Source organism: Pseudomonas sp. S3_B11 (assembly GCF_054667715.1).
Genome location: NZ_CP162749.1, coordinates 2,355,623 through 2,374,116, shown reverse-complemented (window position 1 = coordinate 2,374,116; position 18,494 = coordinate 2,355,623). Strand labels below are relative to the sequence as shown.

The 18,494-nt window shown below is 61.8% G+C and carries 18 protein-coding genes; 10 read left to right on the top strand and 8 right to left on the bottom strand.

All coding sequences use genetic code 11. The features are described 5' to 3' along the window. The first annotated feature begins 75 nt into the window (after positions 1-75). The 10 genes from AB4O22_RS10910 (at position 76) to AB4O22_RS10865 (ending at position 9,830) form a co-directional block, all read left to right on the top strand. A complete protein-coding gene (locus AB4O22_RS10910; protein ID WP_013693398.1) occupies positions 76-867 on the top strand; it encodes a putative hydro-lyase in 792 nt (263 codons plus the stop codon). 40 nt (positions 868-907) lie between these two features. Then, a complete protein-coding gene (locus tag AB4O22_RS10905; protein WP_460096302.1) occupies positions 908-1,447 on the top strand; it encodes a hypothetical protein in 540 nt (179 codons plus the stop codon). A 195-nt stretch (positions 1,448-1,642) separates the two neighbouring features. Beyond that, positions 1,643-2,563, top strand: a complete 921-nt coding sequence (locus AB4O22_RS10900) for a LysR family transcriptional regulator (RefSeq protein ID WP_460096301.1) — start codon at positions 1,643-1,645, stop codon at positions 2,561-2,563. 294 nt (positions 2,564-2,857) lie between these two features. Continuing rightward, positions 2,858-3,445: a hypothetical protein gene (locus AB4O22_RS10895; protein WP_223472312.1), complete on the top strand. Its 588-nt coding sequence runs from the start codon at positions 2,858-2,860 to the stop codon at positions 3,443-3,445. Continuing rightward, positions 3,442-4,338 (top strand): fatty acid desaturase family protein, encoded by an 897-nt coding sequence (locus AB4O22_RS10890; RefSeq protein ID WP_223472313.1) that lies wholly within the window; start codon positions 3,442-3,444, stop codon positions 4,336-4,338. Before AB4O22_RS10895 ends, AB4O22_RS10890 begins: the two co-directional genes overlap by 4 nt. A 3-nt stretch (positions 4,339-4,341) precedes the next feature. Next, the gene (locus AB4O22_RS10885; RefSeq protein WP_003201999.1) at positions 4,342-5,076 is read left to right on the top strand and encodes a metal-dependent hydrolase; all 735 of its coding nucleotides are present in this window, start codon (positions 4,342-4,344) and stop codon (positions 5,074-5,076) included. Positions 5,077-5,170: 94 nt separating this feature from the next. Beyond that, a complete protein-coding gene (locus tag AB4O22_RS10880; protein WP_003202001.1) occupies positions 5,171-6,550 on the top strand; it encodes a UDP-glucose dehydrogenase family protein in 1,380 nt (459 codons plus the stop codon). 176 nt (positions 6,551-6,726) lie between these two features. Beyond that, the gene (locus AB4O22_RS10875) at positions 6,727-7,434 is read left to right on the top strand and encodes an HPP family protein (RefSeq protein ID WP_003202003.1); all 708 of its coding nucleotides are present in this window, start codon (positions 6,727-6,729) and stop codon (positions 7,432-7,434) included. Positions 7,435-7,568: 134 nt separating this feature from the next. After that, the gene (locus AB4O22_RS10870; protein WP_003202005.1) at positions 7,569-8,675 is read left to right on the top strand and encodes an enoyl-CoA hydratase/isomerase family protein; all 1,107 of its coding nucleotides are present in this window, start codon (positions 7,569-7,571) and stop codon (positions 8,673-8,675) included. Positions 8,676-8,678: 3 nt separating this feature from the next. Further along, on the top strand, positions 8,679-9,830 hold the full coding sequence (locus tag AB4O22_RS10865) for an acyl-CoA dehydrogenase family protein (RefSeq protein WP_003202007.1): 1,152 nt from the start codon (positions 8,679-8,681) through the stop codon (positions 9,828-9,830). Positions 9,831-10,073: 243 nt separating this feature from the next. On the opposite strand, the gene AB4O22_RS10860 is transcribed toward AB4O22_RS10865, so the two are convergent. The 8 genes from AB4O22_RS10860 to AB4O22_RS10825 form a co-directional block, all read right to left on the bottom strand. Beyond that, positions 10,074-10,847, bottom strand: coding sequence for an enoyl-CoA hydratase (locus AB4O22_RS10860; protein WP_003202009.1), 774 nt, complete (start codon positions 10,845-10,847; stop codon positions 10,074-10,076). Positions 10,848-10,860: 13 nt separating this feature from the next. Then, entirely contained in the window at positions 10,861-11,988 is a 1,128-nt protein-coding gene (locus AB4O22_RS10855; RefSeq protein WP_003202012.1) for an acyl-CoA dehydrogenase, read from the bottom strand. A 9-nt stretch (positions 11,989-11,997) separates the two neighbouring features. Beyond that, positions 11,998-13,188 carry an acetyl-CoA C-acyltransferase gene (locus tag AB4O22_RS10850; protein ID WP_161796641.1) on the bottom strand — a complete coding sequence of 397 codons (1,191 nt, stop codon included), beginning with the start codon at positions 13,186-13,188 and terminating at the stop codon, positions 11,998-12,000. Between the two features lie 12 nt (positions 13,189-13,200). Next, on the bottom strand, positions 13,201-13,962 hold the full coding sequence (locus AB4O22_RS10845; RefSeq protein ID WP_460096300.1) for an SDR family NAD(P)-dependent oxidoreductase: 762 nt from the start codon (positions 13,960-13,962) through the stop codon (positions 13,201-13,203). Between the two features lie 16 nt (positions 13,963-13,978). Continuing rightward, a complete protein-coding gene (locus AB4O22_RS10840) occupies positions 13,979-15,643 on the bottom strand; it encodes an AMP-binding protein (RefSeq protein ID WP_460096299.1) in 1,665 nt (554 codons plus the stop codon). Positions 15,644-15,905: 262 nt separating this feature from the next. Next, on the bottom strand, positions 15,906-17,330 hold the full coding sequence (locus tag AB4O22_RS10835; RefSeq protein WP_223472317.1) for an ArnT family glycosyltransferase: 1,425 nt from the start codon (positions 17,328-17,330) through the stop codon (positions 15,906-15,908). A gap of 100 nt (positions 17,331-17,430) precedes the next feature. Continuing rightward, complete coding sequence (locus tag AB4O22_RS10830) at positions 17,431-17,724, bottom strand: lipid-A-disaccharide synthase N-terminal domain-containing protein (RefSeq protein ID WP_003202020.1); 294 nt, start codon at positions 17,722-17,724, stop codon at positions 17,431-17,433. A gap of 1 nt (position 17,725) precedes the next feature. Further along, positions 17,726-18,469, bottom strand: a complete 744-nt coding sequence (locus AB4O22_RS10825; RefSeq protein ID WP_003202022.1) for a glycosyltransferase family 2 protein — start codon at positions 18,467-18,469, stop codon at positions 17,726-17,728. Positions 18,470-18,494: the final 25 nt, after the last annotated feature.

Genomic DNA, 18,494 nt, shown 5'->3' with positions numbered 1-18,494 from the left:
GTAGCAATATTCCTTGTTGGACGTCATCGCCACGGTGTTCTCAAAGTAGCGAACGAACGCTTGGAGAGCCCCGTAATGATGTCCTTCGAACAACTGCAGCAATGCACGCCCCTGGCCCTGCGCCAAAACATCGCCGCCGGCCAGTACCAGGGCCATACCAGCGGCCTGGGCCAGGGCCGCGTGCAAGCCAATATCGTGATCCTGCCCGGCGACTGGGCCAATGAATTCCTGCGCTACTGCACCCTCAACCGCCAGGCCTGTCCGGTGCTTGATGTGACCGAGCCAGGCGATCCGTTCTTGCGCAACCTGGGCGCCGCCATCGATATCCGCCACGAGGTGCCTCAATACCGGGTCTACCGCCACGGCGAGTTGAGCGAAGCGCCGTTGGACATCGAGCACCTGTGGCAGGACGACCTGGTGGCCTTCGCCCTCGGTTGCTCGTTCTCGTTCGAACAACCCCTGCTGGAGGCCGGCATCCGTTTGCGGCACATTGAGTTGGGGCGCAATGTCGCGATGTTCCAGACCAACATCGACACACGCCCCACCGCCCGCCTGTCTGGCAAAATGGTGGTGACCATGCGGCCGATGAAAGCCGCCGCGGCCATCCAGGCGATCCAGATTACCGGGCGCATGCCCAACGTTCACGGCGCCCCGGTGCACATCGGCGATCCGTCACTGATCGGCATTCAATCCCTGGACTCGCCGGATTACGGCGATGCCGTGCCGGTGGCAGCGGACGAGATCCCGGTATTCTGGGCCTGCGGCGTGACGCCTCAATCGGTGGTCCAGGCCTCACGTCCACCGCTGTGCATCACCCACGCCCCGGGCTGCATGCTGGTGACGGACTTATGGAACAGTGATTTGTAAACCTCGGACGAGGCTGTTTTTCAACTTGAAGGGACACACGATGAACACCGCTCAGCAATCGATTCAACAGTACATCAGCGCCAAGGACGGCAACCGCCCTCACCTGCTGGACCAGGCTTTTACACCGACTGCTATTCTGCACATGGTGGTGCGCACCGGCTCCATCACGTTTCCCGACCACGTCGAAGGCCGTACCGCCATTGGCGACGTGCTGGTCAGTCGCTTTGGCCAGACCTTCGAAAACGTCTACACGTTCTGCCTGGCCGCCCCGCCACCGGCCAACGCCGAGGCGTTCCAGTGCAAATGGCTGGTGGCGATGTCCGACAAGAACAGTGGCGAGGCACGCGTCGGTTGTGGCCTGTATGACTGGCAGTTCGATCCGGCGTCGAGCCTGGCCGAGCGACTGACCATCACCATCGAACACATGAAGACCCTGCCGACGACCGATCTGCCGATGATCATGGCCTGGGCATCGCGGCTGGAGTATCCATGGTGCCGGCCTGAGGCGGTTATCGATAACGTGCCGGATCTGGACGAGTTGCAAGAAGTAGTTCTGTACATGGCTAATGCCGAGCAGTGAAGAATATGAAGCTTGCCTAGCCACTGTGCGAAGGACTTTTCTGTGGGAGCAAGGCTTGCCCGCGATGCAGGCGCCTCGGTCCCAGGGAGAGCGCATTGACCTCATCGCGGGCAAGCCTTGCTCCCACAGGGTGTGGAGACACTCCCCGCGCCACAGTTTCTATGCTCCCATGACTGCGCCAAGGAATCGCCCCAAATGAACATCAAGTTTCTCGAAACCTTCGTCTGGGTCGCCCGCCTGAAGAGCTTTCGCCTCACCGCGGAAAAGCTGTTCACCACCCAGGCGTCCATTTCCAGTCGGATCGCCGCCCTGGAGGACGAAATGGGTGTGCGCCTGTTCGTGCGCGATTCCAAAGGTGTGTCGCTGACCTCCGAAGGCCAGCGCGTGCTGGAGTACGCCGAGCGCATCATGGACACCATGCAAAGCATGAAAGCCGTGATCAAGGATCCGCGCCAGGTGCGCGGCCGGATTCGCATCGGTGCGATGGATACGGTGATCCACACCTGGCTCAGCCCCTTGGTGACACGCCTGATGGAATGTTACCCGGCCCTGGAAATCGAACTCTCGGCCGACACCGCGAGCAACCTGTGCTCGCAACTGGAAAAAGGCTACCAGGACATCATTTTCCAGACCGACATCCTGCGCCTGGACAGCGTGCGCAACGCGCTGCTGACCCGTTACCCGATGCACTGGGTGGTGCGCACCGGCTCCGCCTATGACCGGTCCTATGCATCGCTGGAGGACTTGTCCCAGGAACGCATCGTGACGTTCTCGCGCAACTCACGGCCCCACCAGGACATCCTCAACCAGTTGCACTCGGCCAACATCGTCTCGCCACGCATCAACTGCGTGAACTCGGCCTCGGCCATTACCCGCCTGGTTCGCGACGGCTTTGGCATTGGCGCCATGCCCGCGGCGCTGGTCGTCGGCGAACTGGCCCAAGGCACATTGACGTTGGTGGACGGTGTGCCGCTGCCATCGGTCATGGACATCGTGGCCAGTTGGCGGACCGGCGCGGGAATGGAACGGGTGGAAGACATCGTCAGCCTGACCCGCGAAGTGGTCAGCGAATTCGTCGCACAATTACCGGCCGGGTACCGACTCGATATGAATTAAGCCGCACATTCATTTCGTCATCAGATATTCACACCGGTGACATACCGTGGGCACCGATTGATCCCGTCCCTCGATCGGTGAGCCATCTGCCTGATGCAAGCATTCCTGAAAAAAACAACGCCCAACGCGCCGACTACAACGACGAATCATCGGGAACACAGGCATGACGCGCAGAACAGCGACAGATCCCGTGAAGGTGAGATCTGTGTTCGGTTCCTGTCGTGTGCAGACATCCCCTCGTTGCTTGAGCTCGAGCAAAAGAAATGGACGGACGATCAGCGGGCCGATGCCGCCATGCTGGCCTCGCGAATCGCTGCATTCCCTGCCCTGAGTGTCGGTGCGTTTTGCACACGCAGCGGCACCGCGCATGCATCGCTGTTCATGAAACCGACCCGGCACGATCATATTCGCCAATGCCCGACCTGGGCAGACTGCGCGAGGAAACAGCAGGGTGACGAAGCGGCCGGAACGGATGCGTTGTTTGGCATCAGCCTGAGCAGCGTCGACCCGAAAGCGGCCAATGCGATTTTCGAGTTCTTCTGGCCCTACGCGCTGAAACAAGGCTGGTCGGTCATCTACCTGGGATCCCCTGTCCCGGGCCTAAGGGATTGGCGCTCGAAAAACCCGGGTATCACGCTGGCGCACTACATCCTAAGTAAACGCCAAGGGCTGCCGTTGGACCCACAGTTGCGGTATTACTTCAAAAAAGGCTTTCGCAAGATTGTCGCCATCAAAGACAACTACTTCCCCCATGAACCTTCGCTGGATGTTGGCGTGCTGATCCAAGGCAAAGTGCCGCTGTCGGGCCTTTCGTTCATCTGGAAGAGAGTTCCGTTGCCCTGGTTGCAACGCATGAAAAAACTGGTCTTCGTGTGCCTGTGAACACCTCCCAGGCTGTAGACGTTGCGCGCGCAGTGGCTTTTCCTTCATCGAGCAGCAATCTTCCCAGCTACCTATTCATGATGCTGTGTGTCCTGAATAGCACCGCGATTGCCTGGCTGGCGACGCACGAGGCATTCGTATGGCTGGCTGTCGCGCCACTGATCGTGCTCCAGGCAATCCTGATGATCGGTGTCCAGGAGATCAAGCATCAAGGCGTGCATCGCCGGTTCCTCGTGGGCACACGGCTCAATGACGCAGTGGGTGTGTTCGCGGCGGGCATTTTTGCGGCCAACTTCGTGGGCTACCGCTACTTCCACCTCGAACACCACCGCAAGACCTGCCAGGCCGATGATCCCGAAGGCTTGATGTACGAACAGACCTGGCCGACCCGCTGGATCAGCCTGCTGGGCGCCGCAGAGCAACTCTGGGTGGCGATCTCCACCAACAGGATCTCCCGCCGCTACTTGCCGCCACACGCGGTCTGGCGCTGGCGCTGGAACAACGCCTTGATCGTCGTTTTTGCCGGTGCGCTGGCGTTCGGTCTCTATGAGGTGCCTCGCCTGGTCGTCTGCGTCTATCTGCTCCCGTATTGCCTGTTTGCCTGGATGGATTTCTGGCTGACGCAGGCCGAGCACTATGGCGTACGGATCTCGGCCCAAGGCCCGCGCCGCGCGCCCTGTGAGATCACCACAGACGTGCGCCTGCCAAAGGCCCTCTCCTGGCTGATCCTGCATCGCTCGCTGCATCGCACCCACCATCATGCGCCGGCAACCCGCTGGTTCCACGCGTACGCGCAATCGACGGTGCTTGCCAAAGACAAGCCCGGTGGCATGACAGACCTGCCCGCGTTCGTTGCGACATGGATGCGACTCGGCCCCCGACTCTGGAAATAAGCCATGAAAAACAATTGCGAGCCCTTCTGGAACGACACACCGATCAGGACCTACCTGTTCGATGCCTTTTCGGTGCTGCTTCCTGCCGGCGAACAATTCGTGATTTCTGTGGTGGAATCATCCGCTTTGCAGTTGCCGCCAACCTCGACACTGGCTGACCAGTCGCGCGACTTCGTGGCCGAGGAGCGCGCCCACCAGCGAGCCCATCGTCTCTACAACCAACAACTGGAAAAGCAGGGTTTTGAAGTCAAGAAATACGAACGCGAGATCGAAAAGGACCTCGATGCCCTGCGCGCCAAACTGTCACTCCATGCGCAGCTGTCCCTGGCCGCGGCGTTCGAGCATGTGACGGCCGTCACCTCGCGGATCGCTTTGCGCAGCGGCGGGCTGCTGTCTACCAGCGCCTCCCCGCAAACACGCCTGTGGCGCTGGCACTGCGCCGAAGAAGTGGCTCATCAGCACGTCACCACCGATCTGCTCCAGGCGCTGGGTGTTCCCTATTGGCAGCGGATTTTCTATTTTTTGGCCGCATCGGCGCTGATGACCTTCGATGTCCTGCGGCATCTGCACGGTTTTGCTCGCCTGGACGTTGCCCGCGGCCGCGTCAGCACCCGGCAACTTGGACGGGCCACGGGGCGCCTGCTGCTGCGCGATGGCGCGAACCTGGCGCTGCTGGCAGCCGGATGGGCTGCCTACTTTCTTCCGCTGAAAACGAATGCGGTGGCGGACTGTAAGTGAACTGCAACATCCCCGACTTATTCTGGACCGAGCGCACGGCGGCGAATGGCTGGTTGTGCATGTCGCCCGCTCGGAACGATCCAGGGAGTTCGCCATGAAAATCAGTGTATTCGGAAGTGGTTACGTAGGCTTGGTGCAAGCCGCCGTGTTGGCCGAAGTGGGCCATGACGTGGTGTGCATGGACATCGATGAGCGCAAGGTCGACAGCCTGCGCCAAGGCCAAGTGAGCATTTACGAGCCTGGCCTGGCCGCGCTGGTGCGTGAAGGCCTGGAGGCTGGCCGTTTGCATTTCACCTGCGACGAACAGCTCGCCGTGCAGCACGGCCAGGTACTGTTTATCGCAGTGGGCACGCCTTCCCGGGACGATGGCAGCGCCGATCTGAGCCAGGTTCTGGCCGTCGGCGAGGCCGTCGCCCGCTACCGCGAGCAACCGCTCATTGTGGTGGAGAAGTCCACCGTGCCGGTGGGCACCGGCGACGTTCTGCGGGCGCACATCGACAAATGCCTGCTCAAGGCCAGTCGCCTGCTGCAGTTCGATATTGTCTCCAACCCCGAATTTCTCAAGGAAGGCTCGGCGGTCGCCGATTGCCGTCGTCCGGATCGCATCGTGATCGGCTGCGAACGCGATGAAGTGCGCGAAACCATGCGCGACCTGTATGCCCCGTTCAACCGCAACCACGACCGGGTCCTGTTCATGGACCTGCGCAGCGCCGAGCTGACCAAATACGCCGCCAACGGCATGCTGGCGACCAAGATCAGTTTTATCAACCAGATCGCCGAACTGGCCGAGCACCTGGGGGCCGACATCGAGTCCGTGCGCCTGGGCATCGGCGCCGACTCGCGCATTGGCTATCACTTCATTTACCCGGGATGCGGCTACGGTGGCTCGTGCTTTCCCAAGGACATGCGAGCCCTGATCCACACGGCCGAGCAGGCTCATTGCTCCAGCGACCTGCTGCAAGCGGTGGAAGCCATCAACGGGCGGCAGAAACACAAGCTGTTCGAGCGGATCAATGCGTTCTACCAGGGCGACCTGCGCGGCAAGACCTTCGCCCTGTGGGGCCTGGCCTTCAAGCCCAACACCGACGACATGCGCGACGCACCGAGCCGCACCTTGCTGGAATCGCTTTGGGCCGCGGGTGCCAGCGTCCGCGCGTTCGACCCGGAGGCGATGCAGCAGACGCAATTGCTCTACCCCGACGAGCCCCGACTCATGCTGATGGGCACGCCGGAATCGGTGTTGCCGGGAGCCGACGCGTTGGTCATCTGTACCGAATGGCAGCCCTTCAAGGCGCCGGACTTCGACCTGATCCAGCAACGGCTCAAGGCCCCGGTGATTTTTGACGGTCGTAACCTGTTCGATCCGGAGCGCATGGCCGACAAGGGTTTCACCTATTTCCCGATGGGTCGCGGGCAGTCGCGCAACCTGCCTATCGCCCAGCAAACGTGGTTCCCAGCTTCGAGAAGCGCGTGAACTGTGGCGTTACCTCAAAATTAATGCACTCAACCAGCATTAATATGAATTTGTCAGCAGGGGTCGTGAACGGCACACTGTGCGCCGTTCCTCCCCCAACTGTTGGAACACTTAAAGGGCTTTCTGGGACTTTCCCGTAAGCCCCTTTTTTTGTTCGTTTTCTGGATTTTCGCTTAATGCTTTCTCGCTGGTTCCCCGCTGCTATCAATACCCGTCCCACCGAATGGAGCCGCGCCGCCATCGGCATGGCGCTGGGGACGATGTTCAGTGTCTGGCTTTGCGGGCAGGTATTTGGCCTTGAGGTGGCGCAACACCTCATCGGCCCCCTCGGCGCCTCAGCGGTGCTGTTGTTTGCAGTGTCATCGGGCGCCCTCGCCCAGCCCTGGTCGATTGTCGGCGGTTATCTGTGTGCGTCGGTCGTCGCGCTGCTGGTGGCCCATGTATTGGGCCGCACGCTGGGTAGCGCCTGCCTGGCGGCGGGCATGGCGCTGGTGTTGATGTGCTGGCTGCGTTGCCTGCATCCGCCGGCAGGCGCCCTGGCGGCGACGCTGGTGCTGGCGGCCCCGTCTATCATTGCCTTGGACTGGCAAGCCGTTGGTGCGGCGATGCTGGCCGGCTCCGGGCTGCTGGCCTTTGCGCTGGCCTACAACAACCTGACGCGGGTGCGCTATCCCAGGCGTGCCAGCGAACCGCTGGCCGTCATACCGGCTGACCACCCTCCCGTCGACCGCCAGGCGATCACGGCCGAAGACCTGAAACTGGCCCTGGCGGAAATGGAAGCATTCTTTGACGTCACACCGGAAGATCTTGAGCAATTGATCCACGTCAGCGAGCGAAATGCCAAGCGTCGCAGCATCGCGGAGGTTCTCTCTAGTCGCGGTTGAGCCTGTGGCTGCTATAAATATGCAGAAAGGACCTGCACGTATCCCGGTTGTGCAATGCAAATTTGCACTGGTACGATCCTGAATGGGTACGCGCGACACAATTCATAAAGAAGAATAAAAGCAGGGAGTTAGCGATGACAGCTCAGGTTTCATCACACGCTGCGGGAACCATCGAAACCGCGGCCTATGAGGTGCTGGTCGAAGTTCGCAATCACATTGGCCATTTGACCCTGAACCGCCCCGCCGGCCTCAATGCCCTCACCCTGGGCATGGTGCGCAGCTTGCAGCAACAACTCGATACCTGGGCCCTCGACCCACAGATCCGCGCCGTGGTGCTACGTGGCGCCGGCGAGAAGGCGTTTTGCGCCGGCGGTGATATCCGTTCGTTGTACGACAGCCACAAGCAGGGCGACACCCTGCACGAAGATTTCTTCGTCGAGGAATACGCCCTCGACCTGACGATTCATCACTACCGCAAACCGATCGTCGCCTTGATGGACGGCTTCGTGCTGGGCGGCGGCATGGGGCTGGCACAAGGTGCCGACCTGCGGGTGGTCACCGAGCGCAGCCGCCTGGGCATGCCGGAAGTCGGCATCGGGTATTTCCCGGACGTGGGCGGCAGTTACTTCCTGCCGCGCATTCCTGGCGAACTGGGTATCTACCTGGGCGTCAGCGGCGTGCAGATCCGTGCGTCTGACGCCTTGTATTGCGGGCTGGCCGACTGGTATCTGGACAGTCGCAAGCTTGAACAGCTCGATGCGCGCCTCGATCGCCTGGAGTGGGGTGATACACCACTCAAGGACCTGCAGAGCCTGCTGGCCAAGCTTGGTGTGCAACAGCTGCCTGCCCCGCCCCTGGCCGATTTGCGGCCAGCCATCGACCATTTCTTTGGCCTGCCCGACGTGCCGAGCATGGTCGAGCAGTTGCGCCAGGTCACCGTCGCCAACAGCCACGAATGGGCAATAAAGACCGCCGACCTGCTGGACAGCCGCTCTCCCCTGGCCATGGCCGTGACCCTGGAAATGCTGCGGCGCGGTCGGCATTTGAGCCTGGAAGAATGTTTTGCCCTGGAACTGCATCTGGATCAGCAATGGTTCGAACGCGGTGACCTGATCGAAGGCGTGCGCGCCTTGCTGATCGACAAAGACAAGAACCCGCGTTGGAACCCGCCGACCCTGGAGGCGCTGGACGCCGACCATGTGGCGAGCTTCTTCGACGGCTTCGACGACCACGGGAACTGAGCCATGCATGACCTCGAACTGACCGAAGAACAAGTGATGATCCGCGACATGGCCCGGGACTTCGCCCGTGGTGAAATCGCTCCCCATGCCCAGGCGTGGGAAAAGGCCGGCTGGATTGACGACGGCCTGGTGGCGAAGATGGGTGAGCTGGGCCTGTTGGGGATGGTGGTGCCGGAAGAATGGGGCGGTACCTACGTCGATTACGTCGCCTATGCCCTGGCCGTGGAGGAAATCTCCGCAGGCGACGGTGCTACCGGCGCACTGATGAGCATTCACAATTCGGTGGGTTGCGGGCCTGTGCTGAATTTCGGCACCGACGAACAAAAGCAGACGTGGTTGGCCGACCTCGCCAGTGGCCAGGCCATTGGTTGCTTCTGCCTGACCGAGCCCCAGGCCGGCTCCGAAGCCCACAACCTTCGCACCCGGGCCGAATTGCGCGATGGCCAGTGGGTTATCAACGGTGCCAAGCAGTTCGTCAGCAATGGCAAGCGAGCCAAACTGGCGATCGTGTTTGCCGTGACGGACCCGGAACTGGGCAAGAAAGGCATTTCGGCGTTCCTGGTGCCCACCGATACGCCGGGTTTCATCGTTGATCGCACCGAACACAAAATGGGCATCCGCGCCTCGGACACCTGCGCGGTCACCTTGAGCAACTGCACCATCCCCGAGGCCAATCTGTTGGGGGCTCGCGGTAAAGGCCTGGCCATCGCCCTGTCCAACCTGGAAGGCGGCCGCATCGGCATCGCCGCACAAGCCTTGGGCATCGCCCGTGCGGCCTTTGAAGCGGCGCTGGCTTACGCGCGCGATCGGGTTCAGTTCGACAAGCCGATCATCGAGCACCAGAGCATCGCCAACCTGCTGGCCGACATGCACACCCGCATCAACGCCACCCGCCTGCTCATCCTCCACGCCGCCCGCCTTCGCAGCGCGGGCAAGCCGTGCCTGTCAGAAGCCTCCCAGGCCAAGCTGTTTGCCTCGGAAATGGCCGAGAAAGTCTGCTCCTCGGCGATACAGATTCATGGTGGGTATGGGTATCTCGAGGATTATCCGGTAGAGCGCTACTACCGCGATGCGCGGATTACCCAGATTTATGAAGGGTCGAGCGAGATACAGCGGATGGTGATTGCCCGGGAGCTGAAGCACTACCTGGTGTAACGGCAGGAAAAGCATCGCGAGCAAGCTTTGCTCCCACTGAATCTACGCTGCAAACAGAATACTTGTGGGAACAAGGCTTGCCCGCGATAGCGGTGTATCAGCCATTTATAGGCTGAATGTACCGCCGCCATCGCGGGCAAGCCCAGCTCCCACAGGGTTCAGTGGTGTACACAGATACTGCGTACAGCCCAGATCCACTGTGGGAGCGAGCTTGCTCGCGATGGCGTCAGTGAGACCGCCGCGTTACTTGTCCTGGAACTCCGCCGCACGCTTGGCCACGAATGCCGCCATGCCTTCCTTCTGATCCTGCGTCGCAAACGCCGCATGGAATACCCGCCGCTCGAAGCGCACGCCTTCGGACAGGCTGACCTCAAAGGCGCGGTTGACGCTTTCCTTGACCATCATGCTGATGGGCACCGACTTGGAGGCGATCAACGCTGCAGTTTTAAGCGCCTCGTCCAGCAGCTCATCGGCCGGTAGGATCCGCGCGACGATGCCGCAGCGTTCGGCTTCCACCGCATCGATGAAGCGCCCGGTCAGGCACATTTCCATGGCCTTGGCCTTGCCCACCGCGCGGGTCAGGCGTTGGGTGCCGCCCATGCCTGGCAGCACGCCGAGGTTGACCTCCGGCTGGCCGAACTTGGCGTTGTCGCCTGCCAGGATGAAGTCGCACATCAACGCCAGCTCACACCCCCCGCCCAAGGCAAAACCGTTCACCGCCGCGATGATCGGCTTGCGACGGTTGGCCACGCGGTCGCTGTCGCTGAACAGGTCGTCCAGGTAGATCTGCGGGTAGGTCAGCTCGGCCATTTCCTTGATGTCGGCACCGGCGGCAAAGGCTTTTTTCGAGCCGGTCAGCACGATGCAGCCAATCTTCGGATCAGCCTCCAGGCTGTCCAGCGCCTGGTTCAGTTCGCTGACGATCTGCGCATTCAAGGCGTTCAATGCCTGGGGACGGTTGAGGGTGATCAGGCCGACGCGGTCCTTGATCTCCAATAAAATCGTTTCGTAGCTCATGCAGGACTCCTGTTCAAAGATTGCGCGAAATGACCATGCGCTGAATGTCGCTGGTGCCTTCGTAGATCTGGCAGACTCGCACGTCGCGGTAGATGCGCTCCAGCGGGAAGTCGTTGAGGTAACCGTAGCCGCCCAGGGTCTGCAACGCCATGGAGCAGACCTTTTCAGCCATTTCCGAGGCGAACAGCTTGGCCATGGAGGCCTCCACCAGCGCCGGTTGGCCACTGTCTCGCAGGGCGGCGGCGTAGTGCACCATTTGCCGGGCCACGGCGATCTGGGTCGCCATGTCGGCCAGGCGGAACGCCACGGCCTGGTGCTCGATGATCGGCTTGCCGAAACTGGAGCGCTCCCGCGCATAGTCCCGGGCCGCCTCGAACGCCGCGCGGGCCATGCCCACCGCTTGCGCAGCGATGCCCACGCGCCCGCCTTCCAGGTTCGCCAGGGCGATCTTGTAGCCCTCGCCCTCCTCCCCCAGGCGATTGCCCACTGGCACCTTCAAATCCTCGAAGAGGATCTGGCAGGTGTCGGAAGCGTGTTGGCCGAGTTTGTCTTCGACCCGGGCCACGCTGTAGCCCGGCGAATCGGTCGGCACGATGAACGCACTGATGCCACGCTTGCCGGCGCTCGGATCGGTCACCGCGAACACGATCACCACCCCGGCATTCTGCCCAGACGTGATGAACTGCTTGCAACCGTTGAGCACGTAATGATCACCCTCCAGCCGCGCCCGCGTCTTGAGGCTGCTGGCGTCCGAACCGGCCTGGGGCTCGGTCAGGGCGAAGGCGCCAAGCATCGCGCCACTGGCCAGGGGCGTGAGGAATTTCGCCTTCTGCTCATCGTTGCCGAACTTGAGGATCGGCACGCAACCCACCGAGTTGTGCACGCTCATGATGGTCGAGCATGCGCCGTCGCCGGCGGCGACTTCTTCCAGGGTCATCGCGTAGGCCAGGTAACCGGTGTCACAACCACCCCACTGCTCCGGCACCAGCATGCCGAAGAAGCCCAGTTCGGCCATTTCATCGATGGCTTCCCGGGGAAAACGGTGCTCGCGGTCCCATTCGGCGGCGAACGGTTTCAAGCGTTCCTCGGCGAATTGCCGAGCCATGTCGCGGATTTGGGTCTGTTCTTCAGTCGGGAGCATGGTGATTCCTTAATACAGGCATTCGACGGCCATGGCCGTGGCTTCGCCGCCGCCGATGCAAATGGCCGCGACGCCGCGCTTGAGCCCCTTCTGGCGCAACGCCGACAGCAGGGTCACCAGGATCCGTGCGCCAGACGCGCCAATCGGGTGGCCCAGCGCACAGGCACCGCCGTGGACGTTGACCTTGTCATGGGCAATCTCCAGCTTGTCCATGGTCACCAGACTCACCACGGCAAAGGCTTCGTTGACTTCGAACAGGTCGACTTGATCCAGCGACCAACCGGTCTTTTGCATCAGCTTCTTCACGGCGCCAATCGGTGCGGTGGGAAACAGGCTCGGGGTATCGGCAAACGCCGCGTGACCGTGAATCACTGCCAGGGGCTTGAGGCCACGCTGGACGGCCTGGCTCTGGCGCATCAGCACCAGCGCCGCGGCACCATCGGAAATGGAACTGGAATTGGCCGCCGTCACCGTGCCGCCCTCGCGGAATGCCGGCTTGAGCGAGGCGATCTTGTCGATCCGAGCCTTGGGTGGCTGCTCGTCGTGGCGCACGGTCACTTGTTCCTTGCCGACCATGACCTGCAACGGCACGATCTCGGCATCGAAACTGCCGTCCTTGATCGCCTGCTGGGCGCGGGTGGTGGACGCAATGGCGAAGGCATCCTGGGCCTCGCGACTGAAGCCATTGGCCTCGGCGCAATCTTCGGCGAAGGTGCCCATCAGCCGACCTTTGTCGTAGGCGTCTTCCAGGCCGTCGAGGAACATGTGGTCGAGCACCCGGCCATGGCCCATCCGGTAACCGCTGCGGGCCCGATCGAGCAGGTACGGCGCGTTGGACATGCTTTCCATGCCGCCGGCCACCACCACTTCGGCGCTGCCGGCGATGAGCATGTCATGGGCGAGGATCGCCGCTTCCATGCCCGAGCCACACATCTTGTTGAGCGTGGTGCAGCGGGTCGACTTGTCGAGGCCGGCACCCAGCGCGGCCTGACGCGCCGGTGCCTGGCCCAGGCCGGCGGCGAGCACGCAACCGAACAGCACTTCTTCAACCGCGTCGGGTGCGATGCCGGCACGCTCCACGGCGGCCTTGATGGCGGCGGCACCCAACTGCGGGGCGCTGAGGCTTTTCAGTTCGCCCTGGAAGCCGCCCATGGGTGTACGGACGGCGCTGACGATGACAATAGGATCGTTGGACATCATGAATCCTCCTGATTATTTGGCTGCCATACGCAAGGCACCGTCGAGACGGATCACCTCGCCGTTGAGCATGCTGTTCTCAATGATATGCCTGACCAGCGCCGCATACTCGGAAGGTTTCCCAAGGCGCGGCGGAAACGGCACGCCGGCGGCCAGGGAATCACGGACTTCCGGGGTCATGCCGGCCATCATCGGGGTCTCGAAAATCCCTGGCGCAATGGTCATCACCCGGATGCCAAAACGCGACAGCTCGCGGGCGGCCGGCAATGTCAGGCTGGCGATGGCGCCTTTGGATGCAGCGTAAGCCGCCTGGCCGATCTGTCCATCGAAGGCCGCCACCGACGCGGTATTGATGATCACCCCGCGCTCGCCGTCGGCGTCTGCCTCGGTTTCGGCAATGGCCGCAGCCGCCAGGCGCAGCAGGTTGAAGCTGCCGATCAGATTGACGTTGATCACCTGGCTGAAGCTGGCCAGCGCGTGGGGACCGTTCTTGCCGAGGATCTTCTCGCCGCGCACGATACCGGCGCAGTTCACCAGACCATTGAGACCACCGAACGCATCGACCGTGGCCTTGACCGCCGCTTCAGCCGCCGCTTCGTTACTGATGTCGGCCACCACGCTCTGGCAGCCCAGTTTTTGCGCCTGGGCGGCCACGGCGTCGGCGTTGAGGTCCACCAGCATCACTTTGGCACCGGCCTTGACCAGCATTTCGCCGGTGGCCGCGCCGAGGCCGGAAGCACCGCCGCTGACGAGAAAAATCTTGTTGTCGATCTGCATCATGGTTTCCTTGGATTCAAGCTGAAACGTTCTGCGCCGCAGCCTCTTGAGCTTTGGCGATTTCCTGGTTGCGCAAGATAAAGCGCTGCAACTTGCCGCTTGGGGTTTTCGGCAAGTCGCTGACAAATTCGATTTCACGGGGATAGGCATGGGCCGCCAGGCGCTTGCGCACGTGCTGGCGCAATTCTTCGGCCAGTTCCGCAGAGGCACGGTACTGCGCGCTGAGTACCACGAAGGCCTTCACCAGCTCGGTGCGTTCCGGATCAGGCTTGCCGATCACCGCCGCTTCCACCACCGCCGCGTGTTCGATCAGCGCGCTTTCCACGTCGAACGGACCGACCCGGTAGCCGGACGTGGTAATCACGTCGTCGCTGCGGCCTACGAAACTGATGCTGCCGTCCGGGTTCAGCTCCACGGTATCGCCGCTCAAGTAGTAGTCACCGACGAAGGCCTTGGTCGGCCCGCCTTCGTAACCGGCGAACCAGCACATGGGCGACTGGCTGCGGTCCAGTGCGAGAATGCCCGGCTGGCCTACGCCCAGCTCGCGCTGGTTTTCATCCAGCACCACGATCCGATGGCCTGGCGAAGCAAAGCCGGCCGCGCCCAGGTGCACCGGGTGTTCCAGCCCATGGTGGTTGCACAGCACCATGCCCAGTTCGGTCTGGCCGTAATGGTCGTGGATCACCACGTTCAGGTTGTCGGCGAACCAACGGATCACCTCCGGGTTCAATGGCTCACCGGCGCTGCTGACGATGCGCAGCTTGCCCTTGATCGAGCGGGCAAACTGCTCGCCACCGGCAATCAACAGGCGATAGGCCGTGGGCGAGCCGGTGAGGTTGGTGATGCCGTATTTGTTGATGACCCGGCAGGTGCTTTCCAGGGTGAACGGGCCATCGTAGAAGGTAATCGGATGCCCCATGGCCAGCGGCCCGGTCACGCCAAAATAGATGCCGTAGGCCCAGCCCGGGTCGGCGACGTTCCAGAAGGCGTCTTCGGGACGCAGGTCTACCGCGTCACGGGTGTAGTTCTGGAACGCAACGATGGCCTTGAGTGGCACCGACAGCGCCTTGGCAGGTCCTGTGGTGCCGGAGGTGAACATCAGCAGGAACGGGTCTTCGCCGGTGAGCATCAGCGGTTCGCACTGGCTGGAGTGGTTCGCCACCTCGGACCAGAAACTGTAGTCGCCACGCACGATGCCCTGGCCCTTTTCGCCGCCGACCGTGACGATGGTGGGACAACCGGCGACTTCGTCGAGCTTGGGACGGTTGACCGCATCGGTGACGACCAAGCGCGCTCCAGAACTGCCGAGGCGGTGCTCGATGGCCTTGGGCCCGAATGCGGTGAACAACGGTTGATACACTGCCCCAATGCGCCAGGTGGCGAGCACCACGATCAGCAGTTCAGCGGTGCGCGGCAACAGACCGGCCACTTTGTCGCCCTTGCCGATGCCTTGGGCGCGCAGGAAATTGGCGAACCGCGCGGCGTTGTCCTGCAGGTCACGGTAAGTCCAAGTTGCATCGCTGCCGTCACGGCCCTCCCAGAACAAGGCGATGCGCCCTGGCAACGCATGCCGGTCGCAACACTCTACGCAGGCATTGAGCGCCTCGAGCGAGCCGTGCAGTGCAGTGTTGACGGTGTGCAGGTAATCGAACTGCGAAGTGGCGGACGAATAATCGCGCATGACCAGCATCCCTCTGTGGTTTTTATTGGTTGGGGGAACCGTGAATAGCAGGCAAATACTCGCGCCGAAGGGCTGTGGCGGCAATGGTCAAAGCTTTCAAGTTGCTTGACTGGTTTGGCCATGGTTCAGGGATGTGGTGTTGTTTAGGCACTCATCGCGAGCAAGCTCGCTCCCACAGGGGATTTGTGATGGACCTCGATTTTGTGACCACCCAAGCACCAATGTGGGAGCGAGCTTGCTCGCGATGGCGGCAGTTCAGCCGCTACAAGGGCTGCTGCCAGGCAAACGAATACACCTTCTCCGGCGTTGGCGACTGGCAGCGCTGGTTGTCCGCATCAACCCCCACCAGGAACCACTCGGCCCTTGAGGTATTGCCGACCCGGCGAGCTTTTTGCGGGTCGTAACAGCGGGCCAGGTCCCGAGCGGGCACCAGGGCGAAGGCCTGCGGGTGGCTGCGTAGCCAGGTGGCGGATTGTTCCAGGGAGTTGCCGTTATAAAAGCCGAAATGCACGATGGGTTGCTGGGCGAACAGCCAATGGCCCTCACGCCAACCCACGAGCACCAACTCGGCATTTGCAGTCATTCCGGCGACATCGCGCATCAAGGTCTGGTGGGGGTTGATGCCTTCCTTGTGGGGCTCGACGAAGCCGCGCACAAACCAGGCACACAACCACAGCGCAACCAGCACATTGAAGACCGCCCTGCCCCTTGGGCGCGCGCCAAACCAGCGGCGTAGCAGCCACGGCACAAGCGGCGCCACCACCAGAATCAACGCGGGTAACGCGGGAAAGATATACAACTTGCGTTTGCCGCTGCTCAGGCTAAAGAACACCAACACCAGCAGTACCCAACCGAGCAGCACCAGCACCCGACCGTCATGCTTGAGCAATTGTCTGCGCCAGGCCGGCACCAGCCAGGGGAGCATGAACACAATCGGCAGCCAGTACTTCGGAATCACCTGGACGAAGAAGTACCAGAAAGGTTCGCGGTGTTCCCATGCGTTGGCATAACGCCCAGCGGTCTGCTTGAACAGGATTTCCTGGGCGTACGCCAGGCTGTCGGCACTGCCCTGCGCGACAATCATCAGCAAGGGCCCCAGCCATAACGCAATGGCGGCCAATGCTACGACCAGCCCCAGCCACCAGCGTCCTGCCTGGCCAGGCATGGCCACCACCCCTTTCCAACCTTTGCGCAGCGCATAGGCGTAGGGAATCAGCATCAGCACCGGCAGAAAACCCACGCCTTTGCTGATGATCCCGAACCCCATCGCCGCACAGGCCACGTAGTACCAACGCCAGGCCGGGCCGAGCAACACGTGCCGGCACAAGCCATAGATCCCCAGGATGGTCCAGAGCGCAAGGAAACCATCGATCTGCCCGGTGCGCAGGATGCTGTAGGTCTGGTAGGTCGCGAGAAACAAGAGCGCCGCGATCACCCCCACGCGCCGTCCCCACAAGCGTCGGCCCAGGTCATACAGGCACGCGGTGGTGACGGCGCCTGCCAGCAGCGCGGGCAAGTACAGGGCAACTTTGGGCAGGTGGGTCAGTTGCACGAACAGCGCCACCGTCCACATGAACAGCGGCGGTTTGTCGGCGTAGATTTCACCGGCGCGATGGGGAATGAACCATGAGCCGTTCTGCAGCATCTCCAGGGCAACGCCAAGGAAGCGCTCCTCATCGACGTTCATCGGTTGGCGCCAGCCAAGGCCAGCGCCCACTATGATCAAGGCCAATACCACCAACGCCAGGAGCTCGAGCCGCGAGGAAGATAATCGTATCCGCACCGGTTCAGCCCTTCTTGGTCAGTTCGGGGTTTTCCTGCTCATGATGCTTGGCGATCAACTGTAAATTGCGCAGGTAAACGATAAAGCCGAAAGACTGGCCGACAATGAACACCGGGTCTTCGCGGTAAATGGCATAGGCCAGCAACAGCGCGCTACCGATGATGCTCAGGTACCAGAAGCCAACGGGAATCATGCTGCGCTTCTTGTATTCGCTGTACAGCCATTGCAGGGCAAAACGCCCGGTGAATGCCAATTGACCACCGAAGCCAACGGCCAACCACAACGATTCTCTGCCCATTTCAAACCTCGGTTTCTTGTGCGTTGACATCCAGGCGGGTGCGCTTGATCAGCCACCACACCCCGAACAGATCGACAATGCCCACCAGCGCCCGGTCCAGATTGCCGTAGTTGGACACCCCGGCCCCGCGCTCACGGTGATTGACCGGTTGAACCAGCATTCGGCCGTTGTGACGGCGGATCAGCGCCGGGATAAAACGGTGCATGTGATCGAAATACGGCAGGCGCAGAAACGCCTCGCGCTCGATCAGCTTGATGCCGCAACCGGTGTCGGGCGTCTGGTCCTTGAGCAGGCTGGCGCGCAGTTTGTTGGCAAATCGCGAGGCCCAACGCTTGCTCGCCGTGTCCCGGCGGTTGACGCGATGCCCTGCCACCAGCTTGACGCCCGCGGGGGTGCCTTCGGAGCCGCGCACCAGGTCGAGCATTTTCGGCAGATCGGCCGGATCGTTCTGACCGTCGCCGTCCAGGGTTGCCAACCAATGCCCGCGTGCCACTTCAGCGGCGTGGTAGATCGAGGTGCTCTGGCCGAGGGAACGGGTGTGGCTGAGCACCCGCAATTGCTGGTAGCCACTGCCTTGTAAGGTTCTTAACTCAGCGGCGGTGGCGTCGGTGCTCCCATCGTCCACCACGATGACCTCAAAGTTCTCATTGGCCAACGCCGTGCGCACTTCTTCGAGAAGTGGGATGAGATTGCCTGCCTCGTTTTTGGCCGGAATCAGGACCGACACATAAGGGGTTTCGTGCATGATGCTCCAGAAAAGATGCTGGGAA